At 58.8% G+C, this 17274-nt stretch carries 16 protein-coding genes; 13 read left to right on the top strand and 3 right to left on the bottom strand.

Going from position 1 to position 17274, the window contains the following annotated elements:
- Positions 1–7 precede the first annotated feature (7 nt).
- Positions 8–952: a LysR family transcriptional regulator gene (locus tag QMK52_RS05995; protein ID WP_320403922.1), complete on the bottom strand. Its 945-nt coding sequence runs from the start codon at positions 950–952 to the stop codon at positions 8–10.
- A 155-nt stretch (positions 953–1107) separates the two neighbouring features.
- On the opposite strand from QMK52_RS05995, the gene QMK52_RS05990 reads away from it, so the two are divergent.
- Positions 1108–3423, top strand: a complete 2316-nt coding sequence (locus QMK52_RS05990) for a TonB-dependent receptor (RefSeq protein WP_005783739.1) — start codon at positions 1108–1110, stop codon at positions 3421–3423.
- On the opposite strand, the gene QMK52_RS05985 is transcribed toward QMK52_RS05990, so the two are convergent.
- A complete protein-coding gene (locus QMK52_RS05985) occupies positions 3394–4581 on the bottom strand; it encodes a CynX/NimT family MFS transporter (RefSeq protein WP_320403921.1) in 1188 nt (395 codons plus the stop codon). The two genes, QMK52_RS05990 and QMK52_RS05985, sit on opposite strands and share 30 nt — an antisense overlap.
- A complete protein-coding gene (locus QMK52_RS05980) occupies positions 4568–5029 on the bottom strand; it encodes a nucleoside deaminase (protein ID WP_194439780.1) in 462 nt (153 codons plus the stop codon). The genes QMK52_RS05985 and QMK52_RS05980 overlap by 14 nt, the downstream gene beginning before the upstream one ends.
- Before the next feature lie 104 nt (positions 5030–5133).
- Between QMK52_RS05980 and QMK52_RS05975 the strand changes: the two genes are divergently transcribed.
- The 12 genes from QMK52_RS05975 to QMK52_RS05920 all read left to right on the top strand — a co-directional run bounded on the left by QMK52_RS05975 (position 5134) and on the right by QMK52_RS05920 (position 17251).
- Positions 5134–5985 carry a LysR family transcriptional regulator gene (locus QMK52_RS05975; RefSeq protein WP_005783745.1) on the top strand — a complete coding sequence of 284 codons (852 nt, stop codon included), beginning with the start codon at positions 5134–5136 and terminating at the stop codon, positions 5983–5985.
- Positions 5986–6219: 234 nt separating this feature from the next.
- Positions 6220–7053, top strand: a complete 834-nt coding sequence (locus QMK52_RS05970; RefSeq protein ID WP_320403920.1) for an energy transducer TonB — start codon at positions 6220–6222, stop codon at positions 7051–7053.
- 49 nt (positions 7054–7102) lie between these two features.
- Entirely contained in the window at positions 7103–7825 is a 723-nt protein-coding gene (locus tag QMK52_RS05965) for a MotA/TolQ/ExbB proton channel family protein (protein ID WP_087945271.1), read from the top strand.
- 1 nt (position 7826) lies between these two features.
- Positions 7827–8228 carry an ExbD/TolR family protein gene (locus QMK52_RS05960; protein WP_005783751.1) on the top strand — a complete coding sequence of 134 codons (402 nt, stop codon included), beginning with the start codon at positions 7827–7829 and terminating at the stop codon, positions 8226–8228.
- 187 nt (positions 8229–8415) lie between these two features.
- Positions 8416–11304, top strand: a complete 2889-nt coding sequence (locus QMK52_RS05955) for a glycosyltransferase family 32 protein (protein ID WP_320403919.1) — start codon at positions 8416–8418, stop codon at positions 11302–11304.
- Between the two features lie 257 nt (positions 11305–11561).
- Complete coding sequence (locus tag QMK52_RS05950; protein WP_194439784.1) at positions 11562–12143, top strand: alpha/beta hydrolase; 582 nt, start codon at positions 11562–11564, stop codon at positions 12141–12143.
- A 48-nt stretch (positions 12144–12191) separates the two neighbouring features.
- On the top strand, positions 12192–13118 hold the full coding sequence (locus QMK52_RS05945; protein WP_320403918.1) for a sigma 54-interacting transcriptional regulator: 927 nt from the start codon (positions 12192–12194) through the stop codon (positions 13116–13118).
- A gap of 109 nt (positions 13119–13227) precedes the next feature.
- Entirely contained in the window at positions 13228–14010 is a 783-nt protein-coding gene (locus QMK52_RS05940) for a MetQ/NlpA family ABC transporter substrate-binding protein (RefSeq protein WP_005783758.1), read from the top strand.
- Positions 14011–14327: 317 nt separating this feature from the next.
- Positions 14328–14993 (top strand): amino acid ABC transporter permease, encoded by a 666-nt coding sequence (locus tag QMK52_RS05935; RefSeq protein ID WP_005783759.1) that lies wholly within the window; start codon positions 14328–14330, stop codon positions 14991–14993.
- Positions 14974–15633 carry an amino acid ABC transporter permease gene (locus tag QMK52_RS05930; protein ID WP_005783761.1) on the top strand — a complete coding sequence of 220 codons (660 nt, stop codon included), beginning with the start codon at positions 14974–14976 and terminating at the stop codon, positions 15631–15633. Before QMK52_RS05935 ends, QMK52_RS05930 begins: the two co-directional genes overlap by 20 nt.
- Positions 15630–16406: an amino acid ABC transporter ATP-binding protein gene (locus tag QMK52_RS05925; RefSeq protein ID WP_005783763.1), complete on the top strand. Its 777-nt coding sequence runs from the start codon at positions 15630–15632 to the stop codon at positions 16404–16406. Before QMK52_RS05930 ends, QMK52_RS05925 begins: the two co-directional genes overlap by 4 nt.
- A complete protein-coding gene (locus QMK52_RS05920) occupies positions 16403–17251 on the top strand; it encodes a transporter substrate-binding domain-containing protein (protein WP_194439786.1) in 849 nt (282 codons plus the stop codon). The genes QMK52_RS05925 and QMK52_RS05920 overlap by 4 nt, the downstream gene beginning before the upstream one ends.
- The last annotated feature ends 23 nt before the right edge of the window (positions 17252–17274 follow it).

Below are 17274 nucleotides of genomic sequence, written 5' to 3'. Positions count from 1 at the left end.
CACTGACTCAGACCGCAATATTTTCCAACGCATAAGCATCCTCGTCCCTCTCATCAATCTCCTTGATCTGCTCAATCATCGCCTCCGCCAACGGCGACAAACGATACCCCGCACGGCTGACAATCCCGTAGCGGGTGTAACGCTCTTCCAGGTTTTCATCCAGGCCATCGATCTTCAAACACACCAGTTCGCCCCGCGCCATGTGCAGCACATCGCTGTTGGCGCTGACGATGCCAATGGCGTCCGAGCGCAGCACCACACCCATCAGGCTATAGCCGTTTTCGCACTCCACATTGGGTTGGTAATCGGGCCGGCCGCTGAGGTCGACGATGACCTTGCGCAGGTTCGGCGGGCGAATGGTGACCGCCAGCGGATAACTCATCAGTTCATCGGCGCGGATGCTTTCGCGGCCGGCCAGGGGGTGGCCGGCGCGGCAGCAGAAATACCAGCGGCGTGGGCGCAGGCGGTGGGTGTGGTAGTCGGGGTTGGCTTCGAAGTGGCGAGTGTCGGCGACGAAGAATTCGAACTCTTCGCTGAGCAGGCGTTTGCCCAGGCTTTGCCAGTCATCCACCTGGAACTGCACGCGGGCCTTGGGGTAGCGCCCGATGAAACTGCCGATGGCGCGCGGGATCAACCCACCTGCCGGGGCCGGGCCGCAGCCGAAGCGCAGTTCGCCGGCTTCCAGGCCGTTGAACTGGCTGATCTCGTTGGCCAATTGTTGGGCGCCGCTGACCAGGCGCCGGGCATGTTCAAGCAGTACCTGACCTTGCTTGGTGGGCGCCAGGTCCTTGCTGCCACGGTCTACCAGCTGGCAGCCGGCACTGTGTTCAAGGGCCTGGATGCTGCGACTGAACGCCGACTGCGACAGGTTCACGGCCAAGGCTGCCGCGACAAAACTGCGTTGCTCGGCGAGGGCGATGAAGTGGCGAAGCTGGCGCAGATCGATATGCATTTTTCACATCAAAAATATCCGGGAAATGCATTGGCTATGCATTAGGTCGACTCCTTATAAAGGCTATCTCTTATGCAGTAAATGTTCGTAAAAACATAAATAAATAACCTTTAGGAATATCTGGCGACGGATATCTCCGGGTTCTGGAGCCGCTTATGAGTCTGTTCAAGTCCTTGCCGCTGGCGATGCTGGTGGCCGGTAGCAGCAGTTGGTCGCCTTCCCAGGCCGCTGAAACACCCGCGCCTGCCGGCAAGGGCGAAAGCGCCAGTGGCCAACTGGAAACCGTCACCGTGACCGCCCGGCGGCGTACCGAAAGTGCCCAGGCCGTGCCGACGCCCATGAGCGTGGTCGGTGGGCAGGCGCTGGAAACCCAGCGGGTGTACCGCATCCAGGATTTGCAGCAACTGGTGCCCAGCGTCAACGTCGCCTACATGCACGCGCGCCAGTCCAGCGTGTCGATTCGCGGCCTGGGCAACAACCCGGCCAGCGATGGCCTGGAAGGCAGCGTGGGGTTGTATATCGACAACGTCTACCTCGGGCGCCCGGGCATGGCGGTGTTCGACCTGATGGACATCGAGCAGCTTGAAGTACTGCGTGGCCCGCAAGGGACGTTGTTCGGCAAGAACACCACCGCCGGGGTCATCAACATCAGTACTCGCGCACCGAGCTTTACCCCGGAGCGCAGCATCGAAACCTCTCTGGGCGAGGACGGTTATTTCCAGACCAAGGGCACGATCTCCGGCCCACTCACCGAGGACCTGGCAGGACGCTTCTCGGCCTATCGCACCCGCAGCGACGGCGACATCAAGAACGAGCACGACGGCCATGAGCTTAACGGCGGTTCGCGCCAGGGCTTTCGCGGGCAACTGTTGTACAAGCCCAACGAGGCGTTCAACCTGCGCTGGATCGGTGACTACAACGAAGAAGATTCCAGCGCCGGCACCCGCGTGTTGTACAGCACCGGGCCGACCATCAATGGCACCAACCTGTATCAATCCCGGGCCAACGCAGCGGGGGCGACCCTGGTGGATGGCACCCATCGCAAGGTCAACCTGGACAACGACCAGCATGTCACCGTGTTCCAGGGTGGTACCTCGCTGGAGGCCAACTGGACGCTGCCAAGCGACTTCACCCTGACGTCGGTGAGTGCCTATCGGTGGTGGAATTTCACCCCACGCAATGATGACGGCCTCAACGTACCGGCGTCGTATAACGCCGGGGTTTCGGTGGAAGATAAACAGTGGTCCCAGGAGTTCCGCCTGGCATCGCCTACCGGCGGCTTCTTCGATTACGTGCTCGGCGCCTATTACTTCGGCTCCGACCTGGACAACAAATCCTTCGCTTATTACGGCCCCAAGGCCGATATCTGGAACGGCACGCCAGCCGGCGCTTTGAGCAATGTGAGCAGCGTCGGCAACGGGCATATCCGCACCGATAGTTTTGCGTTGTTCGCCCAAGGCACCTGGCACCTCACCGAGCGTCTGGATTTCACTGCCGGCCTGCGCGGCACCTACGAAGAAAAAAGCGCCTGGGTCACGCGCAATGCCCCGCTGGGCGGCGCTGCGGTGAGCGGTGCGGCTGCCACTGCACGGCGTGGGCGCACCGGGGCGTATGACTCGGGCGACCTGACGCAGTACAGCGCCACCCCTTCGGGGCTGCTCAACCTCAGTTATCACTTCAATGACAACCTGCTGGGCTACGCGACGCTGTCCCACGGCGAGAAGTCTGGTGGGGTCAACCTGGCAGTGGGGTCTGCGCCAACGGCCGGGGCCGACTCGTTACTGATCGGCACCGAGCGCGCCAACAACGCCGAGCTGGGTTTCAAGAGCACGTTGTGGGACCGCCGCCTGCAACTCAACGCCAACCTGTTCTGGACCCAGGTCAACGGCTACCAGACCAACGCCTACGACCAGGACAACCGCGTGCAGTACCTGACCAACGCCGGTTCCGTGCGTTCGCGGGGCGTGGAAGTGGAAAGCACCCTGGTGCCGATCAAGGGCCTGACCCTGAATATCAACGGCTCGTTCAACGATGTGAGCTACCTGTCGTACAAGGATGCGCCGTGCCCACCCGAAACCAGCTTGCGCCCTGGTGCACCGGCGTCCTGCGACCTCACGGGCCATCAAGTAGTGGGCGCGTCCAAGTGGATCGCCAACGCCAACGGCGAATACAAATGGAACCTGGCTAACGGTTTGGAACCCTACGTCACCGGCAGCTACGCGTTCCGTTCCAAGGCGGTGGGCACGGTGGAAGATTCCGACTATGGGCAGATCCCGGCGTACGCGGTGGTCAACCTGTCGACCGGCCTGCGCGGCAATTATGACCAAGGGCAGTGGGACGTGTCGCTGTGGCTGAAAAACGCCTTCGACAAAACCTACTACACCACCCTGTGGACCGGCGGAAACGGCGGTTACGAGGGCCTGTTGGGCACGCCGCGCACCCTAGGCGTGACTGGGCGCTACGACTTCTAGGTCAGTGCGATAGGTGGCCGGGCTGAACACCCGCGTCACCAGCAGCATCGCTACCACGGTCACCGTCAGCACCACCCAGGCGCTGACGAAGTTGCCGGTGAGTTCGCGCAACCAGCCGGTCAGCCACGGCGAAAGTGCATTGATCAGAAACCCCACGCCTTGCACGAACGCCGCCAGCTGCCCGGCTTGGCGTGGGTCGCGGTGGTGGTCGAGGGTCAGCAGCAGGCTCAGGGCGAAACATGCGCCCAGGCCGAAGCCGATCAGCGCCACCCACAGGTGCGGGAATTGCTGTGGCGCCATCAGCAGGCCGAGGTAGCCGATGGTTTGCGCCAGCAGGCTGATGCTGAGCAGTGGGCGCCGGTCAATGCCGCGTTGTGCCAGCACTGGCATCAGCAATGCGGCGATTACCTGAAAGATGGTCATGAACGCCAGCAACGAGCCGCTGGGCAACACGCCCCAGCCCAGTTGCTGATAGTAGGCGGGCAGCCACGCGACCATGCTCATGTAACCGCAATTGACCAGGCCGAAATACAGCGCCAGCAGCCAGGCACGCCGGTTGCGCAACCCTTTGAACGCAGGTGCCTGTTGTGGATTTCGCGCGGCACCCAGCGGCAGCCAGGCCCATAGCAGCAATGCCCCCAGCGCCGGCAACAACCACACCCCCAGGCCCGCCTGCCATTGCTGGAAATGCATGGCCACCACAGGGCTAAGCAGCGCCGCCAGCCCACCACCGGCCATCAGCGAGGCCGAATACACGCCCATCGCCACCGGCACGCGGTGATGAAATTCGCGCTTGATCATCGCTGGCACCAGCGCCTGGATCAACGCCACGCCCGCGCCACCGAGCAGTGCGGTAACCAGCAGCGCCGAAGCCTGGCCCATCAACCAGCGCGTCAGGCACGCCAGCAAAATCATCAACAAGCCCAGGGCGATGCCGCGACGTTCACCCAAGCGCGCTTCCACGCGCACGCCGACCAGTGCCACCAGCCCCATGCAGATCACCGGCAGGCTGGTGAGCAAGGCGCTGCTCTGGAAGCTCAGCCCGGTGGCCTGGCGAATCTCGCCGAGCAGCGGGCTGATGGAGCTGAGGATCGGGCGCAGGTTCAGGCCGAGCACCACCAGCAGGCCCCAGCCAGCGAGGGATTTATTCAGGGTCATGCAGGGTTTTCCACTGGTGATACAACGCTGTCATTGCGCTGTCGGGCAGGTACTGGATGGGCAGGCGTTGCGCACCGATGGGCAAGCCAACCTGTTGGCTGATGGCTGCGGTCGACAGGCCGAACGGCTCGGCCATTTCGTTACTGGCGGCAAACACCACCCGTTCTACACCGCACAGGTACATGGCGCTCAGGCACATCGGGCAAGGCTGGCCGCTGGCGTAGATCACGCAGCCGTCCAGGCGTGCACCCAGTTGGCGGCTCGCTGCACGGATCGCCAGCAGCTCGGCGTGGGCGGTGGGGTCCTGGGTCAGGTGGATCTCATTCACGGCTTCCACCAGCACTTCACCGCTGCGCGTCAGCACCGCGCCGAAGGGTCGGCCGCCTTGGACGACGTTGGCGCGGGCCAAGGCGATAGCGCGTTGCAGGTGTGGTTGATCGTTGGTCATACAAGCCCCCGGGCGCGATGAAAGGTGAAGTATGGTCAGGCAGCGGGGTATGCTGAAATTAAATATAAACATGCCAATCAGTGGCAAACGCAATGGTGATGACGTTGTTCGATCCCGTGTTGTTGCGCAGTTTTGTCGCCGTGGTGGACTGCGGCAATTTCACCCGCGCCGCCGAGCGCCTGCATTTGACCCAGTCCACTGTCAGCCAGCAGATCCGCCGGCTTGAAGACGCAGTGGCTTGTCAGTTACTGGACCGCGACCAGCGCCGCGTGGTGGCTACCGCCGAGGGTGAGCGTCTGCTCGCGTATGCGCGCCGCATTCTCGCACTGCACGAAGAAGCCGCCGACGTGCTGATCAACCAGCAGAGCGACGGTGTGTTGCGCCTTGGCGTGCCGGAGGACTTTGCCGCCGAGCGCCTGATGCCGCTGCTTTCAGCGTTTGTCGTGGCCTATCCACGGGTGCGGCTGGAAGTCACCAGCGGTCTGGGCCCTGAATTGCAGCGCCAGTACCGGGGCGGTGAATTCGATGTGTTGCTGGTCAAGCAGATGGGCGACAGCGACGACTGTGTAGCGTCGTGGCCGGAGCCCTTGTATTGGGTCGACAGCCTGAGCACCCCGGCGCTGGGCCGCGATCCGCTGCCGCTGGTGGCTTTCCCGGTGGGCGGCTTGTACCGCAACGACATGCTTCACCATCTTGAGCGGGCCGGCTGGCGTTGGCGCATCGGCTACTCCAGTGCCAGCCTGGCCAGCGTGTGTTCAGCGGTGGCGGCAGGCTTGGGCATCAGCCTGTTGCCGGAGCGGGTGTTGCAACCGGGCCATCGCATACTCGGCCCGGAGAGTGGCTTGCCGCCTGTTCATGGCGTGCGATTGGCCCTGTATGGCCGCAGTGGTTTGGGCGCAGCGGGCCAGAGTTTGCTGGGAGAATTGCTGGCGTTGTGCAGTGGAAACCCGCACTGAGCCATACCTTTGCTGAATATTTTGTATGCCTTTAAAGCATTGAAAAACAAGGGTTTGGCGCCAGGCCCCGAGCCACGTGGCTTTGACGTCAGCGACTGTTGTATTTATGCGATTTTGTTCTATCTATAACTTTAAAGATTACTTTAAGAGATAAGTGTCTGGCCCCGATGATTCAGCCCTCGACGGGGCTGCACGCTGGCCCGTCGGTTTTTCAAAACCGTAGGGAGTGAATCAATGGGCAATGTCCAGACCGCCGCCAGTGCACCCGAGGCGCAATGGCGCCAGGCACCGAGTGGTGAGTTGGTCGACCTTGGCCGGCCGCATCGCGCGCCGTTGGGGCAATTGCGCCTGCAGAAGACCCCGAAGCGTTTTTCCAGCCACCGCGAAGGTATTTTGCTCGGGTTGCTGGTGTTGGCGCTGCACGGCGCAGTGATCTATTGGGTGAGCCAGAAACCCACGCCGGTGCTGCCGATTGTGCCGCCGGAAATTCCGCCGATGACCATCGAGTTTTCCCAGCCGGCGCCGCCGGTGGTTGAACCGCCACCACCTGTACCGCCACCACCGCCGCCACCTGTAGTCGAGCCACCGCCGCCGGTGGTGGATGAGTTGGCGGCCAAGCCGGCGCCGCCCAAACCCATTGCGAAACCCAAACCCAAGCCCGCGCCGAAACCTGAGCCCAAGCCGGCCCCCAAAGCCGTCGAGCAGCCGCCTGCGCCACCGACGCCAGCCCCACCTGCTCCGCCCGCACCTGCGGCGCCAGCGCCAGCGCCGCCAGCGCCAGCGCCGGTGACGCCGGCTTCGGCCAACGCCGCGTACCTGAAAAACCCGGCACCGGAGTACCCGTCACTGGCTCAGCGTCGCGGTTGGGAAGGCACGGTGCTGTTGCGGGTGCATGTGCTGGCCAGCGGTAAGCCGGGTGAGATTCAGGTGCAGAAAAGCAGCGGGCGCCAGCAACTCGATGACGCCGCACTGGCCGCCGTAAAGCGCTGGAGCTTCGTACCGGCCAAGCAGGGTGATGTGGCTCAGGACGGCTGGGTCAGCGTACCGATCGACTTCAAGATTCATTAATTATTCGGCCGCGGTGTGCACACGCCGCGACCTGCACAAGAGGGAAAACATCATGGCATTAGCGTCTCCACTTGAATCCATCGAAAGCGCGGTGATCTGGCTGCTGGTGATCTTTTCGGTCGCCACCTGGGGCCTGGCGTTGCTCAAGGGTGTGCAGTTCGGTCGCCTCAAGGCGCAGGATCGCAAGTTCCACAAACAGTTCTGGGCGGCATCGAGCCTCGATTCAGCCGCCGAACTCGCCGAAACCCAGCCCGGCGCCGCCGCGCGTGTGGCCCAGGCCGGCTATGCCGCAATCCAGGTGGGCGATACCCCTCACGCTGCGGATCTAAGCCAGGCGATCAATCATCAGGACCGCCTCGAACGCGCCTTGCGCCAGCAAATCGTGCGCGAGCGCCGCTCCCTGGAGACCGGCCTGGCTGTGGTTGCCAGTATCGGCAGCACCTCGCCGTTTATCGGCCTGTTCGGCACCGTGTGGGGCATCATGGAAGCGCTGAAGGGGATCAGCGCCGCCGGGTCCGCCAGCCTGGAAACCGTGGCGGGGCCGATTGGTGCGGCGTTGGTCGCGACCGGTGTGGGGATCGCCGTCGCGGTGCCTGCGGTGCTTGTCTACAACTACTTCCTGCGCCGCCTGAAACTGACGGCGGCGGACCTGGACGACTTTGCCCACGACTTCTACAGCCTGGCGCAGAAAAATTCGTTCCGTGTGCTGCTGCACCCAACACTGGCCAAGGCAAGCGTCGGCAGCCCGCAGAAAGTGAAGGAGGCGTCCTGACATGGCCTTCTCCACGCAAGACAGTGACGAGGTGCTGAGCGAGATCAACGTCACGCCGTTGGTGGACGTGATGCTGGTGCTGCTGGTGGTGTTTATCGTCACCGCGCCGCTGTTGACCAACTCGATCCCGATCAACCTGCCCAAGACCCAGGCCGTGGCACCGGTTGAGCAGAAGGATCCATTGGTGGTGAGCATCGACGGTGCTGGCAAACTGTTTATCAACAAGGACGAAATCCAGCCGGACCTGCTGGAATTCAACCTGCAGTCGGCCAAGGCCAAGGACCCCGATGTGCGTGTGCAACTGCAGGCTGACGATGGAGTGAACTACGGCGAGGTGGCGCGAGCCATGGCGTCGATTGAGCGTGCGGGCATAACCAAGTTGTCGGTGATCACCGCACGTTAGTTTCAAAAAGTCTCCACAGTTTTTGGGCCGCTTTCCTTGGCAGGGTGCGGCCTTTTTTTATTTAAGCGTTATGACGTTTATAGGAGAAAAGAATTTACACGTTTTTGAATGTTTCCAGGCGTGCAATTCGCAACGGTATGATTATTCTGGTCGGTGCACGGAGTAATTTAATTAAAGGAGCAGTTGCATGAACGTACGTTTTCCTATTCATTCAGTAAGTGCATTCGTGAACCCGCAAGTAACGACCCCTCAACCTGAAGAAAAAAACCCCGTCGGGGTTTTTTCACGGCCTGATAGACCCGGTCCGCAACACCCTTTAGCGCAACGATCGTCAAGTCATGTCGGCTCTCGGGAAAGTACCACTTCAAAAGTGCTCAAGCCTAATCCTGAAATAGATGCTTATATCAGCACGCACGCATCCGATTTCATTTCGCCTGAAAAAGAAATTTCGACTATTTTGTCCGCCAAGATAAAGCAGCATTGGGGGGTGGATGTTGATCCTGACAACACGTATCTGGTTACGTTTAAACCTAATGGTACTGATGAGAAGGATGTTGTAGAGAAAGTAACGCTGACCCAGGCGGCTTTGAAAAATAGGCAAGATGTAAAAATTGAAGATGATGAGGGGTGGTTTCGAAAAATCGCCAAGTTTTTTTCACCGGCAGTTTATATAACCAATAAGATTGAAGGCTGGGTGGAGGAAGCACACAGCCGACAGGGTATTTATCGGCAGCCAGGGTCTCCAGGTGCTGCGCTCTATAGCGCGGCCACTCAAGTGGCCATTCCTGTTGAGGACTTCAAAGCCTTGGTCTGGGATACAGACCGAACCCAACTTTACAAGAATACGCTGGACGGGTTTTGGGACAAGCACAGCGGTTCATACGCTTCATTGAGTAAAATATCCTATCTTAAAGCGATCCATCTACAGCGCTTGGAAGGGACGCTTGGCCCTGTCGAGGCGGCACTTGCCCAGCGGGCGTTAGGGCCTATTGCGCAAAAGGAATGGTCGGAGCTGACGGTGCAGGATTTTTCAGCGCCTCGCATAAAGGATCCTAATGTGGATATTGGGTTGCTGAGCATCAATGGCTTGCAGTCAACCGACTTGATGTGTGTGACCGATCGCAGAACCCAACTGACGTTGCTGTACATCCCTGGTAACTCCTCGCCGATACATCGTTTCGATAACCCTCAGAAAATGAAAACCTGGTTGGCTGAGCAGGCCACCGATCCAGTAAAGCGCGCCTCACTGCTAACCCATTTCTCTCTCAAGGACCAAGCCGACAAGTCGTTTTCAGATGGTGTGCGTCAATCCCTGGAAGGGATGGCAAATTGGTCCAATGCGCAGGCGTCAGGGAGCGCTTTCCTTTCAGGGCTCAATGGCTGGGTACCTGATCGCTTTATCACGGTTGACCCTTTGCGCAACGATCCTTTTGAAGCGGTCAAGGTTCGACAAAAGGCGCGGTCATATTCGGATGCGGAAAACGCGATCGTCAGCGATGGCGACTACACCAAGAACAAAGTGTTGCAAGGCGTGGAAGAGGCCACGAAGGTCGCGATGTTCATGACGCCTCTCGCGTTGGTCATGCCGGAAGTCGCGATAGGCCTGGATGTTTTCTTCATGGCTGCCGGGGCCACTCAAACAGGTATCGGTATTGATGATGCCGTCAAAGGTAAAGCGACGGCCTCTGACCGGATCGTTTTCGGGGTATTGAATGCTGTACCGCCCTTAGCCACCCATGCGGGGGCTCCACTGGCGAAAGTGATGACAGGGAGAGTGTCCAGCGAGGGCATTGCAGCCGGGGTTGATGCTACAACTCGGGTGCCCGCTCAAGTGCCTGAACAAGGGCGTCCATTCTTCAATCCGCCACGACGAGTCAATGGCCATATCGGCTACCCGATGGGGCCTGTTTCACCGCCGGTGATCCGCGAAGAGTTCACGATACCCATGGACGGTGTGCAATCAGCGTTCAAGGGATGGAATATGATTTATTTTAACGAATACCTTGTTCCAGTTACGTATGACGTAGGGGCAGGCCTCTGGCGTGGGCTTACCGATGACGGTGAGGCGGCGGCAGACATATTTTATTGGCGTAATAGTCAAGGGGAATGGCTGAGTGGTACCGAGTCTGAAGCGCTTGCAGGTAGTAAAAGCTCACCTGCTTCGGTTATCAATAAAACGCTGACGCTGCCGAAGTTACCGCCGCTACCGTCGGGTGCTACGCCGGTACCTAAAGTTATTCACTATTTTTGGGCCGGCAACGAGATGCCAGAACACTTGATCGAAAATATTGCGGAAAACTCCAGAAACAGTCCAGGATACAAGTCCATTGTTCATGTGGATGCAAATAACGCGAATGCTTTTCAGAAAATAAAGTCTGCGCTGGATCACAAAGTGGGTGGGCTGGAAGTGCATGATCTAAAAGAGGATGAGGCTTTTCGAGAACTGAACGATAGTAAATATGGAGAAATGTATCAGTACTTTCGCTCAGGCCAGGGGCAGAATTTGGCAGCCTCATCGGACGTGATGCGCGTGGCATTGATAAAAAAGTACGGTGGAATATATCTGGATACAGATGATGCGCTGACGTTTAACGTGGGGGAGGTCACGCTGAACGCTACGCAACATGATGTATTGATGAGCTCGCCCGTCACGTATGCAGGTGCGGATTTCAGCGGGTTCAATACAAGTAATTTTGCAAGTCATCCAGGTAATCCGTTATTCGATAAGATTCTGGAGGAGTCGTATCAGCGATACAAAGCCAACGAACCGTGGTTTAACACCCATCGTCCTTTCCAGCACGACAGCTCGACTGATATAGAACGGCAAGCCTATAAAGAGTACGAAACGAAAATTTTCGAGGTGACCGGGCCGAGAATGTTTGGTGATGTAATGGTGCAAGAAGATTATGGTTTTTTTCCGATGATTGATGAAGTTAACGAGCTAATTGGTACGCGTTTTGTACTTCCCGAAGGCTATAGAAATACATACGCAGAAGCACAGAGTTTTTATATGCCAATGCACAGTAAGTTTGGGGTAACTATCGGCTCAGAGCACTCTATGCATCACTCTCGTTGAATCGGCAAAGCGGTCGTCGTCGTTGTTGAGAGCTGGGTTATACAACTCAACGACTGACGGCATTACAGCCATCGCCCCCTGACGCCTTGGTGTTGGGGGGCCAATGGTTTGGGTTCCATGAATGACGGAGGAGCAGGTTTCGAAAAAAGTAACGTTATGAGTTTTTGGTTATTAATAAATTCCTTTTTATTCCTTATTTGATTGTTTTGACGCCTCTATACTGACCAGAACGTTAAACGCTTCAGGAGGGCACACCCATGCACAGCGAGTCGATTCGTTATCTGATCGTGCCGGGCTGGCAAGGATCGCCAGAAGATCATTGGCAAACCCATTGGCAGCACAGCTTGCCCAACAGCGCTCGCGTGGAGCAGGCCGATTGGCTGACGCCGCGTCGCGAGGATTGGGTAGCCGCACTGGCCGAGGCCATTGCTGCCGACAGCACGCCGGTCATCCTGATCGCCCATAGCCTGGGTTGCATCACCGTGGCCCATTGGGCCGCCACCGCCCCCGTGCATTTCTTGCGACAGGTACGCGGTGCGTTGCTGGTGGCTCCGGCAGATGTCGAACGCGTGGCGTGTGCACCGGCACTGCGCAATTTCGCACCGATTCCTGCCGATTTGTTGCCATTCCCCAGCCAAGTGGTCAGCTCCGACAACGACAGTGCCGTCAGCGCCTCCAGGGCTTTGGAGTTGGCGCGTCAATGGGGCGCCGAGGCCGGCATCCTCTCGGGTGCCGGGCATATCAATGTGAAGTCCGGCCACCGGCGCTGGGAACAAGGTTTTGCTTACCTTTATCGCCTGCAACATCGCCTCGAGCACCATGCTCGGCGTAGCGCCTAATATTTTTTCAACGCCCCGTCCCTGAGTGGATTGGGGCGGGAGCCTGCCATGAGTCTGCATGAAACCTACGGCCAGCCTTTGCTGACCTTTCCCGATGCCGAAAAGAGCCCACTGAGCATCCGCGCCAAGGCGTTGGTGTTCGTCGACCCACGCTCACGCCAACTGCGTGAAGAATTGGAAAGCCTTGCGCCGCGCGCCTTACCCGTATTGATCCGCGGTGAAACCGGCAGTGGTAAAGAACTGCTGGCGCGACACATCCACCGTGGCAGTGACCGTACTGGCCTGTTTGTTTCGGTCAACTGTGGTGCCATCAGCCCCACCTATGCGGATGCCGAGTTGTTTGGCTATGCCGCCGGCAGCCACAGCGGCGCAGCGAGCAGTCGGGCTGGCTGGTTTGGCTCCGCCAACGGCGGCACCTTGTACCTGGACGAGATTGGTGACTTGCCGCTGCCGATCCAGGTGAAATTGCTCTCGGCCCTTGAAAATCATGAGGTCACCCGCGTCGGTGCCCATCAGCCCAGCCCGGTAGACGTACGTCTGGTCGCCGCTACCAGCATCGACCTGGCCCAGGCCGTGGCCGTGGGCAAGTTTCACGAGCGCCTGTTTCATTACTTGAGCGAAGGCCGGCTGGACCTGCCGGCGTTGCGCGAGCGGGTAGGGGATATTTTGTCCTTGGCCGAGTATTTCCTCGGCATCTACAGCCAGCGCCTGGACCTGCCGGTGCCACTTATCAGCGACGCCGCTCAACAGGTACTGGAGCGTCACACCTGGCCGGGCAATACCCGCGAACTGGAAAACGTCATTCACTTTGCCTTGCTGGTGAGCAGTGGCGATGAAATCTTGCCCGAGCATTTGAACCTGCCGGTGGCCGGCTCGCCGCTGGAGCAAGTGCGACGAATTTTTGCCAGCGCCAGTGCGACCGAGCGCGAATCACTGCGTACCTTCCTGTATGAACAAAATGGAATATCAACGTGAATAAAAGATATTGTTCGGGAATAAAAAATCTAGGTATTGTCCTTCCTACGCCGCGATAGCATTTCGCTGGCACCTCACATAAAAAATGGTCGTTAGAAAAGGACACTGCATGAAAAAGGTTCTGTTGTTTACCGCCCTGGCGGCTGCCCTGACTGCCGGCTTCGCCCAGGCCAACGAAAAGCTGGTGGTCGCGGCCACGCCGATTCCGCACGCTGAGATCCTGGAGTTGATCAAGCCGACCCTGGCCAAGGAAGGCGTGGACCTGCAGATCAAAGTCTTCACCGATTACGTGCAGCCAAACGTGCAAGTCGCTGAGAAGCGCCTGGACGCCAACTACTTCCAGACCCTGCCGTACCTGGAAAACTTCAACAAAGGCAAGGGCACCAACCTGGTCACGGTAGTCGGTGTGCATGTTGAACCCATCGGCGGCTACTCGAAAAAGATCAAGAAAATTGAAGATCTGAAAGACGGCGCGACCGTGGCCATCCCGAACGAAGGCTCCAACAGTGGACGCGCTCTGTTGCTACTGCAGAAGAGCGGGCTGATCACCCTGAAAGACCCGACCAACGCGTTGTCTACGCCAAAAGACATCAAGGACAACCCGAAAAACCTCAAATTCAAAGAGCTGGAATCGGCCCTGCTGCCACGTGTGCTGGATCAGGTTGATCTGGATGTGATCAACACCAACTACGCCCTGGAAGCCGGCCTGAACCCGGCCAAGGACGCGTTGATCATCGAAGATGCCAAATCCCCTTACGTGAACTTCCTGGTAGCGCGCCCGGACAACAAGGACAGCGACGCTATCCAGAAACTGTCCAAGGCCCTGACCAGCCCGGAAGTCAAAGCTTTCATCGAGAAGAAGTACAACGGCGCAGTCGTGCCGGCGTTCTGATGTAACTCAAAACCCCCTTCAAGGTTTCAACGCCGACGGCTACTACAGCGTCGGCGTTTTTTTATCTGAAATACGGTCAAAACTGTGGGAGCTGGCTTGCCTGCGATAGCGGTGGGTCAGTATCACAGCTGTATCTGACAGACCGCTATCGCAGGCAAGCCAGCTCCCACAGAGGTTAGTTTTTTGGGTGATATCAATATGCTATTTCGGTATTTAAATTTTGCTTTTTATACCTTTAAAGTTCGCGCTACCCGACGTTATCCACGCCGGAACGGATTGCGCTCGCAGCATTACCCATGCGGCGATATGGACTGCACATGACCTTCGATTTCGCTTTTATCCTCAGCACCTTGCCGGCGTTCCTGCAAGCGGTGGGCGTAACCCTGCAAGTGGGCCTGATCGCCATCGGCACCTCCTTGCTGGTGGCGCTGATCAATGCAGCCTTGTTGGTGTTTCGCACGCCGTACCTGTCACGGCTGGTAGCGCTGTATGTGGAGCTGGCGCGGAACACGCCGCTGTTGATCCAACTGTTTTTCGTCTACTTCGCACTGCCGGCCCTGGGTTTGAATATCTCCGGGTTCTGGGCGGCAATCATCACCATGACCTTTCTCGGCGGCGCCTACCTCACTGAAGTGTTGCGCGCCGGTGTGGAAGCGGTGCCGCTGGCGCAGATCGAGTCGGGCAAGTCCATTGGCCTGTCCGACTGGCAGTTGCTGCGCCATGTGATTCTGCCCCAGGCCGGCATCCTCAGCCTGCCGGCGCTGTTCGCCAATTTCATCTTTCTGCTCAAGGAAACCACGGTGGTTTCCGCAGTGGCGGTGCCGGAGATTCTCTACACCACCAAGAGCTACATCGCCCTCTACTACAAGACCTACGAGATGCTCGCCGTGCTGACGCTGATTTGCGTGCTGCTGTTTTTGCCGTTGTCGTTGCTGCTCAGCCGTTTGGAAAGGAGGCTCCAGCATGGCCAGTTCGGGTCTTGAGTTGCTGTGGGTGTCGTTGCCACAACTGGGCAAAGGCGCTGCGCAAACCCTGTCGATTTCGTTTTTGAGCATCGCTTTCAGTACGGTCGGCGGCGTGCTGTATGGCGTGCTGCGCACCTTGAATAACAAGGTGATCGACGGCGTGCTGCGCATCTACCTGGAGCTGTTCCGGGCGATTCCGGTGCTGGTGTGGTTGTACCTGCTGTTTTTCGGCCTGCCGATTTTCTTTGGTGTGAGCCTGCCGAGCTTCTGGTGCGCAGTACTGGTGTTGTCGCTATGGGGCGCCAGCGAAGTCGGCGAGGTGGTGCGCGGTGCATTGCATTCTCTGCCGCGTGGCCAGCGTGAAGCGGGCTTGTCGATTGGCCTGTCCGACCCGCAGTTGTACGGCTACGTGCTGCTGCCCCAGGCCCTTAAACGCATGACGCCGCCGACCATCAACGTCTACACGCGCATCATCAAGACCAGTTCCCTTGCGGTGCTGATCGGCGTGGTGGATGTGATCAAGGTCGGCCAGCAAATCATCGAGCGTACCTACGAGTCGGTATTGATCTACGGCGCGCTGTTCCTGTTTTTCTTCTTTATCTGCTACCCGTTGTCGGCCGCCTCCAAGGTGCTGGAACGGCGCTGGGCCCAAGCATGAGTGCATTGATCGAGTTCCAGGGTTTCAACAAATTCTTTGGCCAGGCGCAGGTGCTCAAGGGTATCGACCTGAGCGTGCAAAGCGGCGAAGTGGTGGTGATCCTCGGCCCCAGCGGCTGTGGCAAAAGCACCTTGCTGCGCTGCCTCAATGGGCTGGAAGTCGCGCACAGCGGCAGCCTGCGGTTTGCAGGCGTTGAGCTGCTGGATAAAAACACCGACTGGCGCCAGGTGCGCCAGGACATCGGCATGGTGTTCCAGAGCTACCACCTGTTCCCGCACATGAGCGTGCTCGACAACATCCTGCTCGGCCCGCTGAAAGTGCAAAAACGTGACCCCCGCGAGGCCCGTGAGCAGGCGCAAAAACTGCTGGAGCGCGTGGGCCTGGCCGACAAGCGCGACGCGTTCCCGCGCCAGCTCTCCGGCGGCCAGCAGCAACGCATCGCCATCGTGCGTTCGTTGTGCATGAACCCCCAGGTCATGCTCTTTGATGAGGTCACGGCGGCCCTTGACCCGGAGATGGTCAAGGAAGTGCTGGAAGTGATCCAGGGCCTGGCCCGCGATGGCATGACCCTGCTGATCGTCACCCACGAGATGGCCTTCGCCCGCGCCGTCGCTGACCGCGTGGTGTTCATGGAGGCCGGTCGCATCCTCGAACACAACACCCCCGAGGCATTCTTTACGAACCCGCAGACCGCACGCGCGCAGCAGTTCCTGGAGAAGTTCTCCTTCGTTTCAACACTGCCCAAAAAGATCAAGGAACTGGAGCTGATATGAAAAAACTACTGCTGCCACTGTTTGCCGTCGCCTTGCTGGCCGGTTGCGATAAAAAGGCCGAAGAGCCTGTAAAACCCGCGGCTGTCAGCTACATCGACAAAATAAAAGCGCGGGACAAGCTGATCGTTGGCGTCTTCACCGACAAGCCACCGTTTGGCTTTGTCGACGAGGCTGGCCGCTACGTCGGCTTCGATACCGACATTGGCCGTCAATTCGCCAAGGACCTGCTGGGCGACGAAAACAAGGTGGAGTTTGTCGCCGTTGAGCCCGCCAGCCGCATTCCGTTCCTGCAAAGCGACAAGGTCGACCTGATCCTCGCCAACATGACGGTGACGCCTGAGCGCAAGGAAGCGGTGGACTTCACCAACCCCAACCTGAAAGTCGCGGTGCAGGCCCTTGTACCGAATGACAGCACGGTAAAAAGCCTGGATGACCTGGCCACTCGCACCACCATTGTCACCACCGGCACCACCGCCGACATCTGGCTGACCAAAAACCACCCTGACTGGAAGCTGCTCAAGTTCGAGAAAAACTCCGAGTCGCTGCAAGCGCTGTCGGCCGGGCGTGGCGATGCTTATGCCCAGGACAACCTGGTGCTGTTCAGCTGGGCCAAGCAGAACCCGGGCTACCGTGTGCTGGCAGAAAAGCTGGGTGATGAAGCACCGATTGCCCCGGCGGTGAAGAAGGGCAATACCGAACTGCGTGACTGGGTGAATGCCGAGCTGGCAAAGCTGGGCGAGGAGAAGTTCCTGCTCAAGCTCTATGACCAATATGTGCGCAAAGAACTGAGCGATGACACCAAGCCTGAAAGTGTGATTGTTGAAGGCGGGAAGTGGCAGGGCTGAAACCTGACTTTTTGTGTTGGCTG

Origin of the sequence: Pseudomonas sp. P9_2 (genome assembly GCF_034008255.1) — a bacterium.
Classification (GTDB): domain Bacteria; phylum Pseudomonadota; class Gammaproteobacteria; order Pseudomonadales; family Pseudomonadaceae; genus Aquipseudomonas; species Aquipseudomonas synxantha_A.
Note: the sequence above shows the minus strand (reverse complement) of the source record. Positions and strands in the feature narration are given on the sequence as shown.

Bases quoted from the DNA above. Each gene is read 5' to 3' on its own strand.
- QMK52_RS05990 (WP_005783739.1), top strand. From the start codon at position 1,108: ATGAGTCTGTTCAAGTCCTTGCCGCTGGCGATGCTGGTGGCCGGTAGC.
- QMK52_RS05940 (WP_005783758.1), top strand. From the start codon at position 13,228: ATGAAAAAGGTTCTGTTGTTTACCGCCCTGGCGGCTGCCCTGACTGCC.
- QMK52_RS05920 (WP_194439786.1), top strand. From the start codon at position 16,403: ATGAAAAAACTACTGCTGCCACTGTTTGCCGTCGCCTTGCTGGCCGGT.
- QMK52_RS05945 (WP_320403918.1), top strand. From the start codon at position 12,192: ATGAGTCTGCATGAAACCTACGGCCAGCCTTTGCTGACCTTTCCCGAT.
- QMK52_RS05925 (WP_005783763.1), top strand. From the start codon at position 15,630: ATGAGTGCATTGATCGAGTTCCAGGGTTTCAACAAATTCTTTGGCCAG.
- QMK52_RS05980 (WP_194439780.1), bottom strand. From the start codon at position 5,029: ATGACCAACGATCAACCACACCTGCAACGCGCTATCGCCTTGGCCCGC.
- QMK52_RS05970 (WP_320403920.1), top strand. From the start codon at position 6,220: ATGGGCAATGTCCAGACCGCCGCCAGTGCACCCGAGGCGCAATGGCGC.
- QMK52_RS05930 (WP_005783761.1), top strand. From the start codon at position 14,974: ATGGCCAGTTCGGGTCTTGAGTTGCTGTGGGTGTCGTTGCCACAACTG.
- QMK52_RS05995 (WP_320403922.1), bottom strand. From the start codon at position 952: ATGCATATCGATCTGCGCCAGCTTCGCCACTTCATCGCCCTCGCCGAG.
- QMK52_RS05955 (WP_320403919.1), top strand. From the start codon at position 8,416: ATGAACGTACGTTTTCCTATTCATTCAGTAAGTGCATTCGTGAACCCG.
- QMK52_RS05985 (WP_320403921.1), bottom strand. From the start codon at position 4,581: ATGACCCTGAATAAATCCCTCGCTGGCTGGGGCCTGCTGGTGGTGCTC.
- QMK52_RS05950 (WP_194439784.1), top strand. From the start codon at position 11,562: ATGCACAGCGAGTCGATTCGTTATCTGATCGTGCCGGGCTGGCAAGGA.
- QMK52_RS05960 (WP_005783751.1), top strand. From the start codon at position 7,827: ATGGCCTTCTCCACGCAAGACAGTGACGAGGTGCTGAGCGAGATCAAC.
- QMK52_RS05935 (WP_005783759.1), top strand. From the start codon at position 14,328: ATGACCTTCGATTTCGCTTTTATCCTCAGCACCTTGCCGGCGTTCCTG.